The sequence below is a fragment of the Limosilactobacillus secundus genome (assembly GCF_020784695.1).
Taxonomy (GTDB): Bacteria; Bacillota; Bacilli; order Lactobacillales; family Lactobacillaceae; genus Limosilactobacillus; species Limosilactobacillus reuteri_F.
In genome coordinates this window covers 54,432-70,397 of sequence record NZ_JAJGUA010000026.1, presented here as the reverse complement: position 1 = coordinate 70,397, position 15,966 = coordinate 54,432, and the positions used below count along the sequence as shown (strand labels likewise).

26 protein-coding genes are annotated in these 15,966 nt (G+C 38.4%); all 26 read left to right on the top strand.

The window, feature by feature from the left end:
- Positions 1 to 6 precede the first annotated feature (6 nt).
- The 26 genes from rplE (at position 7) to LMB57_RS02825 (ending at position 15,957) form a co-directional block, all read left to right on the top strand.
- Complete coding sequence (gene rplE, locus LMB57_RS02950; protein WP_003668784.1) at positions 7 to 549, top strand: 50S ribosomal protein L5; 543 nt, start codon at positions 7 to 9, stop codon at positions 547 to 549.
- A 15-nt stretch (positions 550 to 564) separates the two neighbouring features.
- On the top strand, positions 565 to 750 hold the full coding sequence (locus LMB57_RS02945; protein WP_003664547.1) for a type Z 30S ribosomal protein S14: 186 nt from the start codon (positions 565 to 567) through the stop codon (positions 748 to 750).
- A gap of 32 nt (positions 751 to 782) precedes the next feature.
- The gene (gene rpsH / locus LMB57_RS02940; protein ID WP_003664546.1) at positions 783 to 1,181 is read left to right on the top strand and encodes a 30S ribosomal protein S8; all 399 of its coding nucleotides are present in this window, start codon (positions 783 to 785) and stop codon (positions 1,179 to 1,181) included.
- Between the two features lie 29 nt (positions 1,182 to 1,210).
- A complete protein-coding gene (rplF, locus tag LMB57_RS02935) occupies positions 1,211 to 1,747 on the top strand; it encodes a 50S ribosomal protein L6 (RefSeq protein WP_078009227.1) in 537 nt (178 codons plus the stop codon).
- Between the two features lie 62 nt (positions 1,748 to 1,809).
- Complete coding sequence (rplR, locus tag LMB57_RS02930) at positions 1,810 to 2,166, top strand: 50S ribosomal protein L18 (protein WP_003664543.1); 357 nt, start codon at positions 1,810 to 1,812, stop codon at positions 2,164 to 2,166.
- Between the two features lie 21 nt (positions 2,167 to 2,187).
- Positions 2,188 to 2,697, top strand: coding sequence for a 30S ribosomal protein S5 (rpsE, locus tag LMB57_RS02925; RefSeq protein WP_003664542.1), 510 nt, complete (start codon positions 2,188 to 2,190; stop codon positions 2,695 to 2,697).
- A gap of 15 nt (positions 2,698 to 2,712) precedes the next feature.
- Positions 2,713 to 2,895, top strand: a complete 183-nt coding sequence (gene rpmD, locus LMB57_RS02920) for a 50S ribosomal protein L30 (RefSeq protein WP_003664541.1) — start codon at positions 2,713 to 2,715, stop codon at positions 2,893 to 2,895.
- A 31-nt stretch (positions 2,896 to 2,926) separates the two neighbouring features.
- On the top strand, positions 2,927 to 3,361 hold the full coding sequence (gene rplO, locus LMB57_RS02915) for a 50S ribosomal protein L15 (protein WP_003664540.1): 435 nt from the start codon (positions 2,927 to 2,929) through the stop codon (positions 3,359 to 3,361).
- A gap of 1 nt (position 3,362) precedes the next feature.
- Positions 3,363 to 4,679: a preprotein translocase subunit SecY gene (gene secY / locus LMB57_RS02910; RefSeq protein WP_229271871.1), complete on the top strand. Its 1,317-nt coding sequence runs from the start codon at positions 3,363 to 3,365 to the stop codon at positions 4,677 to 4,679.
- Positions 4,679 to 5,338, top strand: coding sequence for an adenylate kinase (locus LMB57_RS02905; RefSeq protein ID WP_003664538.1), 660 nt, complete (start codon positions 4,679 to 4,681; stop codon positions 5,336 to 5,338). The genes secY and LMB57_RS02905 overlap by 1 nt, the downstream gene beginning before the upstream one ends.
- A gap of 133 nt (positions 5,339 to 5,471) precedes the next feature.
- A complete protein-coding gene (infA, locus tag LMB57_RS02900; protein WP_003664537.1) occupies positions 5,472 to 5,690 on the top strand; it encodes a translation initiation factor IF-1 in 219 nt (72 codons plus the stop codon).
- A gap of 37 nt (positions 5,691 to 5,727) precedes the next feature.
- Entirely contained in the window at positions 5,728 to 5,847 is a 120-nt protein-coding gene (rpmJ, locus tag LMB57_RS02895) for a 50S ribosomal protein L36 (protein ID WP_003664535.1), read from the top strand.
- A gap of 31 nt (positions 5,848 to 5,878) precedes the next feature.
- Positions 5,879 to 6,244, top strand: a complete 366-nt coding sequence (rpsM, locus tag LMB57_RS02890) for a 30S ribosomal protein S13 (RefSeq protein WP_003668778.1) — start codon at positions 5,879 to 5,881, stop codon at positions 6,242 to 6,244.
- Positions 6,245 to 6,278: 34 nt separating this feature from the next.
- Positions 6,279 to 6,668 (top strand): 30S ribosomal protein S11, encoded by a 390-nt coding sequence (rpsK, locus tag LMB57_RS02885; protein ID WP_003664532.1) that lies wholly within the window; start codon positions 6,279 to 6,281, stop codon positions 6,666 to 6,668.
- 85 nt (positions 6,669 to 6,753) lie between these two features.
- A complete protein-coding gene (locus LMB57_RS02880) occupies positions 6,754 to 7,698 on the top strand; it encodes a DNA-directed RNA polymerase subunit alpha (RefSeq protein WP_003664530.1) in 945 nt (314 codons plus the stop codon).
- Between the two features lie 34 nt (positions 7,699 to 7,732).
- Entirely contained in the window at positions 7,733 to 8,116 is a 384-nt protein-coding gene (gene rplQ / locus LMB57_RS02875) for a 50S ribosomal protein L17 (RefSeq protein ID WP_229271870.1), read from the top strand.
- Positions 8,117 to 8,335: 219 nt separating this feature from the next.
- Positions 8,336 to 9,163, top strand: a complete 828-nt coding sequence (locus LMB57_RS02870; RefSeq protein ID WP_229271869.1) for an energy-coupling factor transporter ATPase — start codon at positions 8,336 to 8,338, stop codon at positions 9,161 to 9,163.
- The gene (locus tag LMB57_RS02865) at positions 9,139 to 10,002 is read left to right on the top strand and encodes an energy-coupling factor transporter ATPase (protein ID WP_229271868.1); all 864 of its coding nucleotides are present in this window, start codon (positions 9,139 to 9,141) and stop codon (positions 10,000 to 10,002) included. The genes LMB57_RS02870 and LMB57_RS02865 overlap by 25 nt, the downstream gene beginning before the upstream one ends.
- The gene (locus tag LMB57_RS02860; protein ID WP_229271867.1) at positions 9,999 to 10,802 is read left to right on the top strand and encodes an energy-coupling factor transporter transmembrane component T family protein; all 804 of its coding nucleotides are present in this window, start codon (positions 9,999 to 10,001) and stop codon (positions 10,800 to 10,802) included. The genes LMB57_RS02865 and LMB57_RS02860 overlap by 4 nt, the downstream gene beginning before the upstream one ends.
- A gap of 19 nt (positions 10,803 to 10,821) precedes the next feature.
- Positions 10,822 to 11,592, top strand: a complete 771-nt coding sequence (truA, locus tag LMB57_RS02855) for a tRNA pseudouridine(38-40) synthase TruA (RefSeq protein ID WP_229271866.1) — start codon at positions 10,822 to 10,824, stop codon at positions 11,590 to 11,592.
- Positions 11,593 to 11,697: 105 nt separating this feature from the next.
- On the top strand, positions 11,698 to 12,141 hold the full coding sequence (rplM, locus tag LMB57_RS02850) for a 50S ribosomal protein L13 (protein WP_003672672.1): 444 nt from the start codon (positions 11,698 to 11,700) through the stop codon (positions 12,139 to 12,141).
- Between the two features lie 7 nt (positions 12,142 to 12,148).
- Complete coding sequence (rpsI, locus tag LMB57_RS02845; protein ID WP_003668771.1) at positions 12,149 to 12,550, top strand: 30S ribosomal protein S9; 402 nt, start codon at positions 12,149 to 12,151, stop codon at positions 12,548 to 12,550.
- A gap of 114 nt (positions 12,551 to 12,664) precedes the next feature.
- Positions 12,665 to 13,438 (top strand): (S)-acetoin forming diacetyl reductase, encoded by a 774-nt coding sequence (locus LMB57_RS02840; RefSeq protein ID WP_229271865.1) that lies wholly within the window; start codon positions 12,665 to 12,667, stop codon positions 13,436 to 13,438.
- A 149-nt stretch (positions 13,439 to 13,587) separates the two neighbouring features.
- The gene (locus LMB57_RS02835; RefSeq protein WP_229271864.1) at positions 13,588 to 14,214 is read left to right on the top strand and encodes a glycoside hydrolase family 73 protein; all 627 of its coding nucleotides are present in this window, start codon (positions 13,588 to 13,590) and stop codon (positions 14,212 to 14,214) included.
- A gap of 17 nt (positions 14,215 to 14,231) precedes the next feature.
- Entirely contained in the window at positions 14,232 to 14,807 is a 576-nt protein-coding gene (locus tag LMB57_RS02830) for a xanthine phosphoribosyltransferase (protein ID WP_003672669.1), read from the top strand.
- Positions 14,808 to 14,823: 16 nt separating this feature from the next.
- On the top strand, positions 14,824 to 15,957 hold the full coding sequence (locus tag LMB57_RS02825) for an ATP-grasp domain-containing protein (protein WP_229271863.1): 1,134 nt from the start codon (positions 14,824 to 14,826) through the stop codon (positions 15,955 to 15,957).
- Positions 15,958 to 15,966 lie beyond the last annotated feature (9 nt).

The following is a 15,966-nucleotide window of genomic DNA, read 5'->3' as shown; positions in this document are numbered from 1 at the left end:
CTTCTAATGGAAAACCGTTTGAAAGCTAAATACGAAAATGAAATTCGTCCAGCACTAATTGAAAAGTTTAACTACTCTTCAGTTATGCAAGCACCAAAGATTGACAAAATCGTTTTAAACATGGGTGTTGGTGATGCAACTACTAACTCCAAGAATCTTGACGAAGCTGTTGAAGAACTCGGATTGATTTCTGGACAAAAACCTTTAATTACTAAGGCAAAGAAATCAATTGCTGGTTTCCGTCTTCGTGAAGGTATGTCAATTGGTGCTAAGGTAACCTTACGTGGTGAACGTATGTATGATTTCTTAGACAAATTAGTTAATGTGGCATTGCCACGGGTTCGTGATTTCCATGGTGTAAGTAACAAGGCATTTGATGGTCGTGGTAACTACACTCTTGGTATCCATGAACAATTAATTTTCCCAGAAATTGATTATGATAAAGTTAACCGAGTTCGTGGTTTAGACGTTGTTATTGTAACAACTGCACAAACTGACGAAGAATCCCGCGAATTACTTGCTCAACTCGGTATGCCGTTTGCTAAATAAAGGAGGTTCCACAAATTGGCTAAAAAATCAATGATTGCTAAGTGCAACCGTCCAGCTAAGTTCTCAAGTCGTGAATACACGCGTTGTGCACGTTGTGGACGTCCGCACTCTGTTTACCGTAAATTCCACCTATGCCGGATTTGCTTACGAGAACTTGCCCACAAAGGACAAATTCCTGGTTTGAAGAAGGCTAGCTGGTAAACAAAAAAACCGACAAAAGGAGGAAAACATCGATGTCTATGAGTGATCCAATTGCAGATTTCTTAACTCGTATTCGTAATGCTAACATGGCTCAACACGAATCAGTAGAAGCACCTGCATCAAAGATGAAGAAGGACATCGCTGAAATCTTAAAAAACGAAGGTTTCATTCGCGATGTTGAATACGTTGATGATAACAAGCAAGGCATCATCCGTGTGTTCTTAAAGTACGGTAATGACGGTCAACGTGTTATTTCTGGCTTAAAGCGTATTTCTAAGCCTGGTTTACGTACATACGTTAAGTCAGATGCTGTGCCTAAGGTTCTTAACGGATTAGGTATTGCTATCATTTCAACATCTGAAGGTGTTGTTACTGATAAAGTTGCTCGTGCCAAGAAAATTGGTGGCGAAGTTATCGCTTACGTTTGGTAAAAAACGAATATTAGATAGGAGGTGCAAAGATGAGTCGTATTGGTTACAAAGAAATTGATTTGCCAAGTGGTGTTGAAATTTCTCAAGATGGTAATGTAGTTACTGTTAAAGGCCCTAAGGGTACTTTATCTCGTGAAATTTCACCATTAATCAAAATGACTATTGATGGTAACGTTGTAAAGTTTGATCGTGATGCTGATACTAATAAGTTGAAGATGTTGCACGGAACTACTCGTGCTAATGTTAACAACATGGTTGAAGGTGTTGTTAATGGTTACAAGAAGGTTCTTAAGCTTGTTGGTGTTGGTTACCGTGCTCAACTCAAAGGTAACAAGTTGATTTTAACTGTTGGTTACTCAAACCCAGTTGAAATGGATAAGCCAGAAGATGTTGAAATTAATGTACCTGACAATACTACTATCGAATTAAGCTCAATTAACAAGGAACACCTTGGAAATTTTGCTGCTGAAGTTCGTGCTGTACGTTCACCTGAACCATACAAAGGTAAGGGTATTCGTTACGAAAACGAACATATTATCCGTAAGGAAGGTAAGACTGGTAAGTAATCTGAAAAGATTATTTAACATTCTTTTATTTAATAGAATTAATATAATAAGAGGTGACTGTTGTGATTTCTAAACCAGACAAGAACAAGATCCGTCAACGTCGTCATTTGCGCGTTCGCGGTAAAATTTCTGGTACTGCGGAGCGCCCACGCTTAAGTGTTTACCGTTCAAACAAAAACATTTACGCTCAATTAATTGATGACGTAAAGGGTGTGACGCTCGCAAGTGCCTCCACAAATGATAGTGAAGTAAGTGGAAAGACTAAGACTGAACAAGCTAGTGGTGTAGGAGCATTAATTGCTAAACGCGCTAATGAAAAGAACATTACTGAAGTTGTGTTTGATCGTGGTGGATACCTTTACCATGGACGTGTTCAAGCTTTGGCTGAAGCTGCTCGTGAAAACGGACTTAAATTCTAAAAAAAGGAGGAATAACCTGCAATGGCATCATCAGAATTCATTGATCCAGCAAAGTTGGATTTAGACGATCAAGTTGTAGCCATCAACCGAATTACTAAGGTTGTAAAGGGTGGACGTCGTATGCGTTTCGCTGCTTTAGTAATTGTTGGTGACCGTAAAGGTCATGTTGGTTTTGGTACTGGTAAGGCTCAAGAAGTTCCAGAAGCTATTCGTAAAGCTCAAGCAGCTGCTGAAAAGAACTTGATTACTGTTCCTATCGTTGGAACTACTATTCCACACGAAGTTATTGGTGTATACGGCGGTGGAAAGATCATGTTAAAGCCAGCTGTTGAAGGTTCTGGAGTTGCTGCCGGGGGTGCGGTTCGTAATGTTATGGACCTTGCCGGTGTTGCGGACGTTACTTCTAAACGTCTTGGCTCTAACACACCTGTTAACGTTGTTCGTGCAACGTTTGAAGGCTTGAAGCAATTAAAGAACGCTGAAGAAGTTGCAAAGTTACGTGGTGTTTCAGTAGACCACTTAGCAGAATAAGGAGGGCACTAAATTATGGCTCAAGTAAAAGTTACCTTAATTCACAGTGTTGCCCACCGACAACCTACTCAACGTCGTACTGTTAAGGCATTGGGATTAGGTAAGATTAATAGCTCAGTTATCTTACCAGATAATGCGGCAACACGCGGTCAAATTTTTAAGATCGCTCACTTGGTTTCTGTTGAAGAAGTTAAGTAATTAAAATTAAATAATAAGGAGGTGCCTACTAATGAAGTTAAACGAATTGAAGCCAGCTGCTGGTTCTCGTTCTAAGCGTCTTCGTAAAGGTCGTGGACTTTCATCAGGACACGGTTTTACATCTGGACGTGGTACTAAAGGGCAAAAGGCTCATGGAAAGACCCGTTTAGGATTTGAAGGGGGTCAAATGCCACTTTACCGGCAAATTCCAAAGCGTGGATTTACCAACATTAACCGGAAAGAATACGCAATTGTTAACTTGGCATCATTAAATAAGTTTGATGATGGTACTGAAGTTACTCCACAATTATTGATGGAAAGTGGCTTAGTTAAGAACTTGAAGAGCGGCATCAAGATTCTTGGTAGCGGTAAGCTTGAAAAGAAATTAACTGTTAAGGCTAATAAGTTTTCTGCTTCTGCAGTTTCTGCAATTGAAGCTGCCGGTGGTAAAACTGAGGTGATGTAGTTTGTTCACAGCCGTCAAAAATGCATTCAAGGTAAAAGATATCCGTAAAAAGATTTTCTTTACATTGTTTGTATTGATTGTCTATCGGATTGGGGCAGCGATTACCGTTCCTGGAGTTAACGCTGCTGCTTTGCAGGAAATCTCCTCAACCGGTTTAGCATCAATCCTCAATACCTTTAGTGGTGGTGGATTGGAGAATTACTCTTTATTTGCAATGGGAGTGTCTCCATATATTACTGCGCAAATTGTTGTTCAACTATTACAAATGGATATTGTTCCGCGTTTTGTTGAATGGAGTAAACAAGGAGAAGTAGGACGGCGAAAACTTAATCAAGCAACCCGATGGTTAACGATTGTACTTGGATTTATTCAATCAATCGGTATTACCGCCGGGTTTAATGCATTGAGTACTATTCGTTTGGTTAATCACCCTGGTGTTCAAACGTATTTAACAATCGGTTTAATTTTAACTGCAGGTACAATGTTTGCTACTTGGATGGGAGACATGATTACTGAACGTGGTTTAGGTAATGGTGTTTCCATGTTAATTTTTGCTGGTATTGTTGCGCAAATGCCAGGTGGAATTCGTCAGTTATGGGATGACCAAATTGCTGGTGAATCTGGTTCTGCTTTGTGGATGGGAATTGGATTTGTTACTCTTGTTATTGTTGCAATTTTAATTATTGTAGCGTTTGTTACATGGGTCCAACAGGCGGAAAGACGTCTACCAATTCAATACACAAGACGGACCACTACTTCACCATCCAGTAGTTATCTTCCCTTGAAGATTAACGTATCAGGTGTTATTCCTGTTATTTTTGCTGGTTCTTTTATCTCAACCCCACAAACTATTCTTATGGCTTTCCAGCAAAACCATGGTGGGGATAGTTGGTATCAAATCATGACGACCATTTTTAACATGCAATCTGGTCCTGGGATCGCACTGTATGTATTTTTGATTGTTGTATTTACCTTTTTCTATGCCTTTGTTCAGGTTAACCCAGAAAAACTTGCTGAAAATTTACAAAAGCAAGGAAGTTATATTTCTGGAGTACGTCCTGGAAAGGGCACCCAAGACTATATTTCTTCATTGTTAATGCGATTGAGTACAGTAGGTTCATTATTCTTAGGATTAATCTCCTTAATTCCGTTAATTGCAAGTAACGTATGGAACCTAAGTCAGTCAATTGGTTTAGGTGGTACAAGCTTACTGATTATCGTACAAATTGCTTTAGATGTTGTTCGACAGTTAAACGGACTAACAATGAAGCGCGAATATATTGGATTTATTCGAGAACCTAAAGGAGGAAATGAATAATGAGTATGAATCTTGTATTAATGGGTCTTCCAGGTGCCGGTAAAGGTACTCAAGCTCAAAAGATCGTTGAAGATTTTCCGATTCCTCATATCTCAACTGGAGATATTTTTCGGGCAGCCATGAAGAATGAAACTCCCATGGGAATTGAAGCTAAGAAATATATTGATAAAGGTGAACTTGTTCCGGACGAAGTTACTAACGGTATCGTTAAGGAACGGTTAGCTCAAGATGATACTAAAGATGGCTTTATGCTGGATGGATTTCCTCGTAATCTTAACCAAGCAGCAGCTTTGGATGAGATGTTAGCAGAGAGTAATCGGCATCTTGATGCTGTGATCAATATTCACGTTGAACCGGATGTATTGGTAGAACGTTTAAGTGGACGTTTTATTTGTCGTAACTGTGGAGCAACGTATCATAAACTTTATAATGCTCCTAAAGTTGAAGGCACATGTGACGTTTGTGGTCATCATGAATTTTATCAGCGTGATGATGATAAGCCTGAAACGGTTAAGAATCGTCTAGATGTTAATATTAAGTTGAACACACCACTGGTAGACTATTACCAAAAGAAAGGTGTTTTGCACGAAATTAATGGTGAACAAGATATCGATAAAGTTTACGAAGATATCAAGAAAGTATTAACAAACCTAAACTAGATAATAGTTATCTCTTGCGAAGTTTATAAACATATGCTAAACTATGCAAGGTTTATCTATCTGAGTAGTGGGAAGTTTTATACTTTCCACCATTTTTACGTAATATCTAGAATAGGTAAGGAGGTACTATTTCGTGGCAAAAGCCGATGTAATTGAAGTAGAAGGTAAAGTAACTGAAACTTTGCCTAATGCAATGTTTAAAGTTGAATTGGAAAATGGAGCAGAAATTTTAGCACATGTTTCTGGCAAAATTCGGATGCACTACATTAAAATTTTACCAGGAGACCGTGTTAAAGTAGAAATGTCTCCATATGATCTTACAAAGGGTCGGATTACTTTCCGGTTCAAGTAGTTATTGATCATTTACTCTCAACTAGGAGGATTTTAGAATGAAAGTAAGACCATCTGTTAAAAAGATGTGTGAGCACTGCAAGATCGTTAAGCGTAATGGTCGTGTTATGGTTATTTGCTCTGCTAACCCAAAGCATAAGCAACGTCAAGGTAAGTAATTTATTTTATAGAGAAATGGAGGTGTAGCTCATGGCTCGTATTGCAGGTGTCGATTTACCTCGTGACAAGCGAATCGTAATCGGCTTAACATATATTTTTGGTATTGGTGATTCTACTGCTAAGAAGATTCTTGAAAATGCTGGTGTATCAGAAGATATCCGTGTTCGTGATTTGACTCCAGATCAAGAAGAAAAGATTCGTGCACAAGTAGATCAAATTCAAGTTGAAGGTGATTTACGGCGTGAAGTTTCAATGAACATCAAGCGTCTTCAAGAAATTGGATCATACCGTGGTATGCGTCACCGTCGTGGCCTACCGGTTCGTGGTCAACATACTAAGAACAATGCTCGTACTCGTAAGGGTAAGGCTGTAGCTATCGCTAATAAGAAGAAGTAATTTAACTTTATAAAAAAGGAGGTTAGTACTAGATATGGCAACCAAAAAAGGTACGCGTAAGCGTCGTGCAAAAAAGAATGTTGAAACTGGTGTTGCGCACATTCACTCAACATTTAACAACACTTTGATCATGATTACTGACGTTCAAGGTAACGCTGTAGCATGGTCCTCAGCTGGTGTTTTAGGCTTTAAGGGAAGTCGGAAGTCCACTCCATTTGCTGCTCAAATGGCTTCAGAAGCTGCTGCTAAGCAAGCTATGGAACATGGTATGAAGACTGTTGAAGTTGAAGTTAAGGGTCCAGGTTCAGGTCGTGAAGCTGCTATCCGTGCACTTCAAGCAACTGGATTGGAAGTTACTGCTATTCGTGATGTAACGCCTGTTCCTCACAATGGTTCTCGTCCTCCAAAGCGTCGTCGTGTTTAATTGACATTGCTGGAGACAATTATTTCCATCAATTGCCTTTTTGTCTCAAATACGAACCACGTTTTGAAAGGGGTACAAGGATAGAATGATCGAATTTGAAAAGCCAAATATTCACAAAGTTGAAGAAACAGATAACTACGGTAAGTTTGTCGTAGAACCACTTGAGCGCGGTTATGGAACCACTCTCGGTAACTCGTTAAGGCGTGTATTAATTGCATCTTTGCCAGGTGCAGCGATTACGAGTATGCAAATTGATGGTGTTTTACATGAATTTAGCACTGTTGAAGGTGTAACTGAGGATGTTACGCAGATTATCCTAAATCTTAAGAAAGTTTCTTTAAAGCTTGATTCTGAGGATCAAAAGAATCTTGAATTAGATGTTAAAGGACCTGCTGAAGTAACTGCAAGTGATATCCAGGGTGATAATGAAGTTACAATCTTAAATCCTGATCTGCATATTGCAACTGTTGCTGATGGCGCAGAATTACACATCAAGTTAACTGCTGATAAGGGTCGCGGTTACCTTTCTGCTAACGATAATAAGGCCCGGATGGATGATTTAGCAATTGGTGTTTTACCGATTGATTCCATCTATACCCCAATTGAACGTGTAAATTACACTGTTGAAAATGCACGGGTTGGTCAGCGTAACGATTATGATAAGTTGACGCTGGATGTTTGGACTGATGGTTCATTAACACCAACTGAAGCAGTTAGTCTAGGTGCGAAGATTTTGACTGAACACTTAGCTATGTTCGTTGATTTAACAGAAACGGCTCAAAATGCTCAAGTGATGGTTGAAAAAGAAGAAACACACAAAGAGAAGATGCTTGAAATGACTATTGAAGAGCTTGATCTCTCTGTACGTTCTTACAATTGTTTGAAGCGAGCTGGTATTAATACTGTTAAGGAATTAACTGATAGAACAGTGTCTGATATGATGAAGGTTCGAAACTTAGGACAAAAGTCGTTAGAAGAAATTAAACTTAAATTAAATGATCTTGGTGTTTCATTTCGCCAAGACGACTAATTAGTATACCAATTGCAAAGGAGGGAACCACTTTATGAGTTACCGTAAATTAGGACGTACAAGTTCACAACGTAAGGCTTTATTACGTGATTTAACTACAGATTTAATCGTTAATGGTCGTATTACTACTACTGAAGCACGTGCTAAGGAAGTTCGTAAGACCGCTGATAAGATGATTACACTTGCTAAGCATGGTGATTTAGCTTCTCGTCGTAAGGCTGCCGCTTTTATACGTAATGTTGTTGCTGATGTTAAGGAAGATGGCGATGATATTCGTGTACAATCTGCTCTTCAAAACCTTTTTGAAGAACTTGCTCCAAAGTATGCAGATCGTAACGGTGGTTACACACGCATCTTGAAGACTATGCCTCGTCGTGGTGACGGTGCACCAATGGTTATTCTTGAATTAGTGGACTAATTGATCTGTTCACATAAACTAAATACGTAATAAAGAATCACTATCATTGATAGTATAGAGCGTTACGATGGTGGGGAAACCCTAGTCTAGCTTGAATGCGGGAAACCCTCGTGCACTTCAATGGTAAGTGATTTTTTATTTTAAATTTAATTTTGATAGATAATTCTGTGGACTTTGCTAAAATATACTTATTAACTAATATTGAAAAGAGGAAATACTGTGACTGGAATAAAGATTCGAAAACTTGTATTTACATATCCAGACAGTAAATACCCCGTTTTAAAAAATATCAATCTGGATTTTGAACCAGTTTCTTGGACAGCGATTATTGGTCATAATGGTAGTGGAAAAAGTACATTAGCCCGATTAATTGATGGATTACTCAGTCCTACTGCGGGATCGATTGAAGTTGACGGAATGCAAGTTAACGAAAGCTCTATAGGTAAGATTCACCAGCAAATAGGATTCGTTTTTCAAAACCCTGAAAATCAATTTGTAGGAGCAACCGTTGCTGATGATGTTGCATTCGGACTTGAAAACCGACAAGTAGATCGAAATAAAATGGAGGAAAAGATTGATAAAGCTTTAAAGATGGTAGGAATGAGTGATTATAAAAATACAGCCCCTATTAATCTTTCTGGAGGACAAAAGCAACGGGTAGCACTTGCAGGAATCCTTGCATTAATGCCTAAGATAATAATCCTTGATGAGGCTACTAGTATGCTTGATCCTTTAGCACGACAAGAAATTTTGACTTTATTACAAAAATTAAAAAAAGAATATAATCTTTCAATTATTTCAATTACACATGATCCTCAAGAAATTGAATTAGCAGATAAAATAGTTGTATTAAATGATGCGCAAGTTGTAAAACAAGGTGCTCCATCGGAAATTCTTAAAGATAAAGAATTATTACTTGAAATTGGAGTAGGAATTCCCGCAAGCCAGCAACTGCAGAAATTATTGGTTGAACGAGGAATTGATGTTCCAAATAGATATTTAAATTTAGAGGAGCTAAAAAATTGGCTAAAGCAGCAATTACAGTAAAAAAACTTCACTATACATATCCTAATTCTACTAATGAAGCCTTACATAATGTTTCATTAACAATTAAGAAGCAAGAATTTGTTGCTATTATTGGACAAACCGGAAGTGGAAAGTCGACATTGGTTTCATTAATTGATGGATTAATAAAGCCCAGTAGTGGGGAACTTAATGTAGCAGGTCTAGAAATTAATGCCACGACCAGAGCTGAAAATTTAAATAGGATTCATCATCAAGTCGGCTTTGTATTCCAATTTCCTGAACAGCAATTATTTGCAGAAACGGTTGCCGAAGATATTGCTTTTGGGCCTCATAATTTAGGATGGTCTACAAAGAGAATTGAAAAAGCAGTTGACGAAGCATTAAAAATGGTGAATTTACCTTTAGAATTAAGGTCACACTCCCCTTTTGCACTTTCTGGAGGACAAATGAGGCGAGTAGCGATTGCTGGCGTTTTAGCAATGGATCCCCAAATTTTAATTCTTGATGAACCAACAGCGGGACTGGATACTCAAGCAACTAATGATTTACTTAAACTTATTAAAGATCTTAACGAGAAGGGAACAACGATTATAATGGTTACTCACCAAATGGAGCAGGTAGCCTATTATGCTAACCATGTAATTGCAATGAGCAATGGGCAGGTTGTTATGGATACTACTCCTCAGCAATTATTTAGGGATCCTCAACGATTAAAAAAACTATCATTGACTCTGCCTGTTTCCGTCGAGGTTGCGCAATGCCTTAGTAAAGATGGGATAACTTTAAAAAATACTGAACCGCTTACGCTTGATGTGTTAGCAGACGAAATAGCAGAAGCGATGGGGAGAAAAAGAAAATGAATAGTAAAATCGTATTTGGTAGTTATGTACCAGTAAAATCGATCCTCCATCGTCTTGATCCACGAATAAAATTAATCATGTGTATTATTTATGTTATTTTAATTTTCTTCGTGAATAATTTTTTAGCTGCTATGTGGCTTTTATTAGCGCTCCTTATGGCAATTAAGTTAAGTAATGTTGGTTTAAGGCAATATTGGCAGGGAATTAAGCCGTTGTTTTTAATTATTTTGATAACAGTAGCGTTTCAAATTTTATTTAGTAGTGGCGGAAAGATGTATTGGCATTGGGGAATTATGGCAATAACTCGTGACGGTCTTATTAATTCATTAATTATTTTTTATCGTTTTATTGTGATTATCACCGCTTCAACTGTCTTAACTGCCACTACCCAAACCTTTCAAATAGCAGATGCCTTGGCATGGTTGATGAAACCATTACAAGTAATTAAAGTTCCTGTCAATCAGATTACGTTAATGATTTCCATTGCATTGCGCTTTGTTCCAACTATTATGGATGAAACTAATAAAATTATGAAAGCTCAGCGGGCTCGCGGGATTAATTTTAACACTGGAACTCTTTTGACACGGATTAAACATTTAGTTCCGATTCTTATCCCATTATTTGTCAACTCGTTTAAGCGAGCAGAAGAATTAGCAACAGCCATGGAAGCAAGAGGGTATGATCCTAATGCACCACGGACTCATTATCGGCAGTTAGTTTGGCACAAAAATGATGCTTGGGCTGGCTTGGGACTATTAATTGTAACAGGTGGTCTAGTTTGTATTCGAATATTTTTCTAAATCAATAAGGGAGTAAACAATGTATCGTTATAAAATAACCTTTGCTTATGATGGAACTAATTTTTCTGGGTTCCAGATTCAACCAAATAAGCGAACTGTAGAACAAACATTAAAGAATGCAGTAAATAAAATTGCTAAGCATCCAACTCCAGCTATTCCTGTTATTGGTTCAGGAAGGACAGACGCTGGAGTTCATGCGCTTAATCAAGTTGCGCACTTTGATATTCCCTATCATTTAAGTAATGAATCTATGCGAAAGGCTCTCAACAGTATTTTGCCACTGGATATTTTAATTAAGAAGGCCGAATTAGTGGATAATGATTTCCATGCGCGATACAGTGCTCATCGTAAAACTTATCGTTATCGAGTTGATCAGGGAGAATTTGTGAACCCATTCAAACGCAACTATACTTCTCATTTTAAATATCCCCTTAACTTAGAAAAGATGAGAAAAGCAGCTAATGATTTGGTTGGAACTCATGACTTTACAAGTTTTGTTGCATCGGGGAGTCAAGCAAAAAGCAATGTTCGGACGATTGAGAATATCACAATTAGACGAGACAAACTAAGAAATGAGGTTGTCTTTGATTTTACTGGTAATGGTTTTCTCTATAATCAAGTCCGCATAATGGTCGCTTTTCTCTTAGAAATCGGGAGCAATCAGCGGCCAGTAGATGACGTGTCGCGAGTCCTTGAAGCAAAGGATCGGACATTAGCACGGATGACGGCTCCAGCGAGTGGTTTATATTTAGTTAATGTAGATTATGGAACAAATGATGAAAAGGATTGACGAAAGTACTAGAAGAAGGTATACTAGCCATTGGTATTTCTTTTCCATCTAATAACTCGGTACACTATTATATGTAAAAGAAAAACAAAATTGGAGGACTTAATCGTGAGAACGACATACATCGCAAAACCTGGTGAAGTTGAACGCAAATGGTACGTTGTCGATGCTAAGAATGTCCCAATGGGTCGTTTAGCATCTGCAGTAGCATCAATTTTGCGCGGTAAGAACAAACCAACATTTACTCCACACGTTGATACTGGTGATTACGTTATCGTTATCAACGCTGCGCAAGTTAAGTTAACTGGTAAGAAAGCATCTCAAAAGATGTACTACCGTCACTCAAACTACCCTGGTGGTTTGAAGCAACGGACTGCTGGTGACTTCCTTGCAAAGGAACCAGAGAAGTTATTGGAAACTGCTATCAAGGGTATGCTTCCACACAACTCTCTTGGTCACAAGCAAGGTTTGAAGTTACATGTTTATGCTGGTGAAGACCACAAACATGCTGCACAAAACCCAGAAGTTTTAGACATTACTAACTTAATCTAAGGAGGGAATGGAATTGGCTCAACAAGTACAATACAGTGGTACTGGTCGGCGTAAGGATGCAACCGCACGTGTTCGCTTAGTACCAGGTTCAGGTAAGATTACGATGAACGGCAAGGCAATTGAAGACTACATTCCATTTGCCAACTTACGTGCTATCGTTAACCAACCATTTGCTGTTACTAAAACAGAAGGTCAATACGACGTTTTAGCTAACGTTAATGGTGGTGGATTCTCTGGTCAAGCAGGTGCAGTACGTCACGGTATCGCCCGTGCACTTCTCGCTGTTGATCCAGACTTCCGTGACGCTTTAAAGAAGGCTGGTCTCTTAACTCGTGACCCTCGTATGAAGGAACGTCGTAAGCCAGGTCTTAAGAAAGCTCGTAAGGCTGCTCAATTCAGTAAGCGTTAATATTTCGATTATCGCTTCCAAAGACATCAGTATTTTGCTGATGTCTTTTTATATTTAAAGAGAATTTAATATACGATATAATAAATGATAATTAATATAAAGGAGGGATTACTAATGACTAAGAAGGTAGCATTAGTAACTGGAGCAAGCCAAGGAATTGGTAAAGCAATTGTAGAAAGATTGGTTAAGGATGGTTTTGCGGTTGCTCTTGTAGCATTAAATGAGGCAAAGCTCCAACAAGTTGCTGATGAAATTAATAATAATGGTGGAGAAGCATTACCACTTGTAGCCGATGTAGCAAATAGAGAAGAAGTGTTTGCAGCTGTTAAGAAAACTGTTGAACATTTTGGAGATCTTAATGTAATCGTTAATAATGCTGGATTAGGTCCTACGACTCCAATCGATTCAATTACACCAGAACAATTTGAAAAAGTATATGGCGTAAATGTTGCCGGAGTTTTATGGGGAATTCAAGCTGCCCACAAGGCATTTAAGGAGCTTGGTCATGGTGGTAAGATTATCAATGCTACATCTCAAGCTGGTGTTGTTGGTAATCCTAACCTTGCCCTTTATTCCGGAACAAAATTTGCTATTCGAGGCATTACGCAGGTAGTAGCTCAAGATTTGGCAACTGAAGATATTACGGTAAATGCTTTTGCACCAGGAATTGTTAAGACGCCGATGATGTATGATATTGCACATCAAGTTGGTCAAAATGCTGGTAAGAGTGATGAATGGGGAATGGAAACTTTTGCCAAGAACATTGCAATGAAGCGTCTTTCTGAACCAGAGGACGTTGCTAATGTAGTAAGTTTCTTAGCTGGTCCTGATTCAAATTACGTTACTGGACAAACAATTATTGTTGATGGTGGAATGCAATTCCATTAATATTTAAGGCTAGTAGCATCAAGCGCAACTGGAAAAGAATTTTTCAGTTGTGCTTTTTTAACTTCTTCTAAAAATATTACGATAAATTAACCCAAACGAGATGGATTTTGCTACAATTAATAACTAGTAGAAAAGAGGAGGCTAAGCTTGTGGCAAAACGGAAGCGGAGAAACAAAAACCGCCATACGGGTAGAAATTGGATTATTAGCATTCTTGCTGTTATTGTTATTTTTTTGGGTGTTTACGTTGGGCACCATTTTTACCGAATCTGGAATCAGCAACGAATTGAACAAGAGGCACGTGAAAAGGATCGCCGAGCGAAGCAATTATTTATTCAGCAAGTTGCTCCTGAAGCCCAGGCAATGCAAAATACCTATCATGTTTATGCATCAATTACGATTGCCCAAGCGATTCTTGAATCTCAATGGGGAACAAGTCAGTTAGCGTCACAATACCATAATTTATTTGGAATTAAGGGAACGGGAACAAATTCACGAGTAATGACAACTAAAGAATATATTAATGGTAAGTGGATCGTTACTAAGGGACGATTCCGCGTTTATGATAGTTGGAGTGATTCGATTAAAGACCATACGCGATTGATGTTAAATGGGACAGACACCAATCAACAAAATTATGACCGAGTTGTCCATGCGACTAATTATCAAGAAGCAGCTCGGGGATTACAAGAAGCAGGTTATGCGACTGATCCTGATTATGCACAAAAATTAATTTCGGTGATTAAGGCGTATAAGTTATATACTTATGATAAGTAATATAGAGGGGGACAAAAATGAAAGAATTAGAAGAAAAGATTAAGGAATACGGGACTGTTTTACCAGGTAATGTTTTAAAAGTAGATGCCTTTTTAAACCATCAAGTTGATCCTCAATTAATGTTGCATATCGGGCAAGAATTTGCCAAGCTTTTCGCTAATGAAGGTATTACTAAAATTTGGACAGTCGAATCATCCGGAATTGCTCCAGCTGTAATGACCGGGTTGGAAATGAATCTCCCAGTTATTTTTGCTCGTAAGCATAAGAGTCTTACGCTTAACCAAAATATGTATACTGCTGACGTATATTCATATACTAAGAAAACAACCAATCGGATTTCAATTTCTAAAAAGTATGTAGATGCTAATGATAAGATTTTAATGATTGATGATTTCTTGGCTAATGGTCAAGCAGTAGAGGGATTATTAGAAATTGCTGATCAAGCAGGGGTTCAAGTAGCTGGTGCAGGAATCGTGATTGAAAAAAGTTTTCAACCTGGAGCTGGTGAACTAAAAGAACGTGGAATTCGTGTCGAATCATTGGCACGAATTCAATCATTGAGTGATAATAAAGTTGAATTCGTAAAAGACTAATAAGGGAAGTGATAAAATGGGCAGAGATGCTATTTACCCAGGTAGTACTTTAGGAATTATTGGAATTAATCGCAATGGAGCAGCACTTATTGCGACAGCGAAGAAGGCAGGCTTTAATGTTGGTGTGTATGTGGATCGTTCTCAGCCGTCAGTAACTAAAATGGCTGACTTTACAATTGTAGGAGCAATGAACGATCGCACAAAACTAACTCAGTTTGGAGAAGCATGTGATGCAATTCTTTATCAAACCCCTAATGTTGATTCTCGTGTCCTGCACTTTTTGAGTCAATATGCGGTAATTCCCCAGGGGATTAATGCTCTTGAAATTGTTCAAGATCGGTTAATGGAACGTGCTTTCTTAGATCAAGTAAATATTAATATTGCTCCATATGTGACGGTGGTTAGTTTAGATGATGTTTACCAATCAATTGATTCCATTGGCTATCCTGCGCTGTTAAAACCCATTCAACGAGGAATTGGGGAAAATTCAATGCTGATTGAGCGTCAATCTGATATTACTCGAGCCGCTGATTTTATTGATACTGGTACATATTTACTAGAATCGTGGATTGAACATACAAATGAATATACTATGACGGCGGCAACTGATGGAAAAGATACAGAGATTTTTCCTCTTGCTCAGCTTCATTACAATGACAAGCGCCAGTTGATTTCTGTTGCGACACCAGCAAATATTCACGATGATATGTTAAAAGAGATGCAGCGGATTGTAAAAAGTGTTGCGGCATCTCTTGAATATCGGGGTGTATTTTCGGTTAACTTTTATGTTACTTCTACTGGTACCCTTTATGTAAAGAATATTGAACCAGGGTTAACGTCAATTGCTAATATTTATGATGTCACAGCAAATGTTGATCAGTATGAAGAACAATTAAGAAGTGCTGTTGGAATGCCCCTACACGTTATTACACCATTACAAATTGGTTTGCTGATGGTCGTTCGCAATTATCAATCACGGGCAATTCAACGGCAATGGTTGCTGAAGAATAACTGGCAATTTAGATTCTTTAATGATGTTGGGGATGACGATCAAGCAATTCTCGGCTTTGTCTGGGTAACTGGCGGCGATAACTTAGCAGCTTTAAAGAATCAAGTTGACGATACCGAAGTTTGGAACGACCAAGCTTGATCACGAAAT

Coding starts and splice junctions, on each gene's coding strand:
- rpsK (WP_003664532.1), top strand. CDS start 6,279: ATGGCAACCAAAAAAGGTACGCGTAAGCGTCGTGCAAAAAAGAATGTT.
- rpsE (WP_003664542.1), top strand. CDS start 2,188: ATGGCATCATCAGAATTCATTGATCCAGCAAAGTTGGATTTAGACGAT.
- rplQ (WP_229271870.1), top strand. CDS start 7,733: ATGAGTTACCGTAAATTAGGACGTACAAGTTCACAACGTAAGGCTTTA.
- LMB57_RS02840 (WP_229271865.1), top strand. CDS start 12,665: ATGACTAAGAAGGTAGCATTAGTAACTGGAGCAAGCCAAGGAATTGGT.
- rpmD (WP_003664541.1), top strand. CDS start 2,713: ATGGCTCAAGTAAAAGTTACCTTAATTCACAGTGTTGCCCACCGACAA.
- LMB57_RS02880 (WP_003664530.1), top strand. CDS start 6,754: ATGATCGAATTTGAAAAGCCAAATATTCACAAAGTTGAAGAAACAGAT.
- rplF (WP_078009227.1), top strand. CDS start 1,211: ATGAGTCGTATTGGTTACAAAGAAATTGATTTGCCAAGTGGTGTTGAA.
- truA (WP_229271866.1), top strand. CDS start 10,822: ATGTATCGTTATAAAATAACCTTTGCTTATGATGGAACTAATTTTTCT.
- LMB57_RS02860 (WP_229271867.1), top strand. CDS start 9,999: ATGAATAGTAAAATCGTATTTGGTAGTTATGTACCAGTAAAATCGATC.
- rplO (WP_003664540.1), top strand. CDS start 2,927: ATGAAGTTAAACGAATTGAAGCCAGCTGCTGGTTCTCGTTCTAAGCGT.
- LMB57_RS02825 (WP_229271863.1), top strand. CDS start 14,824: ATGGGCAGAGATGCTATTTACCCAGGTAGTACTTTAGGAATTATTGGA.
- LMB57_RS02830 (WP_003672669.1), top strand. CDS start 14,232: ATGAAAGAATTAGAAGAAAAGATTAAGGAATACGGGACTGTTTTACCA.
- rpmJ (WP_003664535.1), top strand. CDS start 5,728: ATGAAAGTAAGACCATCTGTTAAAAAGATGTGTGAGCACTGCAAGATC.
- LMB57_RS02905 (WP_003664538.1), top strand. CDS start 4,679: ATGAGTATGAATCTTGTATTAATGGGTCTTCCAGGTGCCGGTAAAGGT.
- rpsH (WP_003664546.1), top strand. CDS start 783: ATGTCTATGAGTGATCCAATTGCAGATTTCTTAACTCGTATTCGTAAT.
- rplE (WP_003668784.1), top strand. CDS start 7: ATGGAAAACCGTTTGAAAGCTAAATACGAAAATGAAATTCGTCCAGCA.
- rpsM (WP_003668778.1), top strand. CDS start 5,879: ATGGCTCGTATTGCAGGTGTCGATTTACCTCGTGACAAGCGAATCGTA.
- rpsI (WP_003668771.1), top strand. CDS start 12,149: ATGGAATTGGCTCAACAAGTACAATACAGTGGTACTGGTCGGCGTAAG.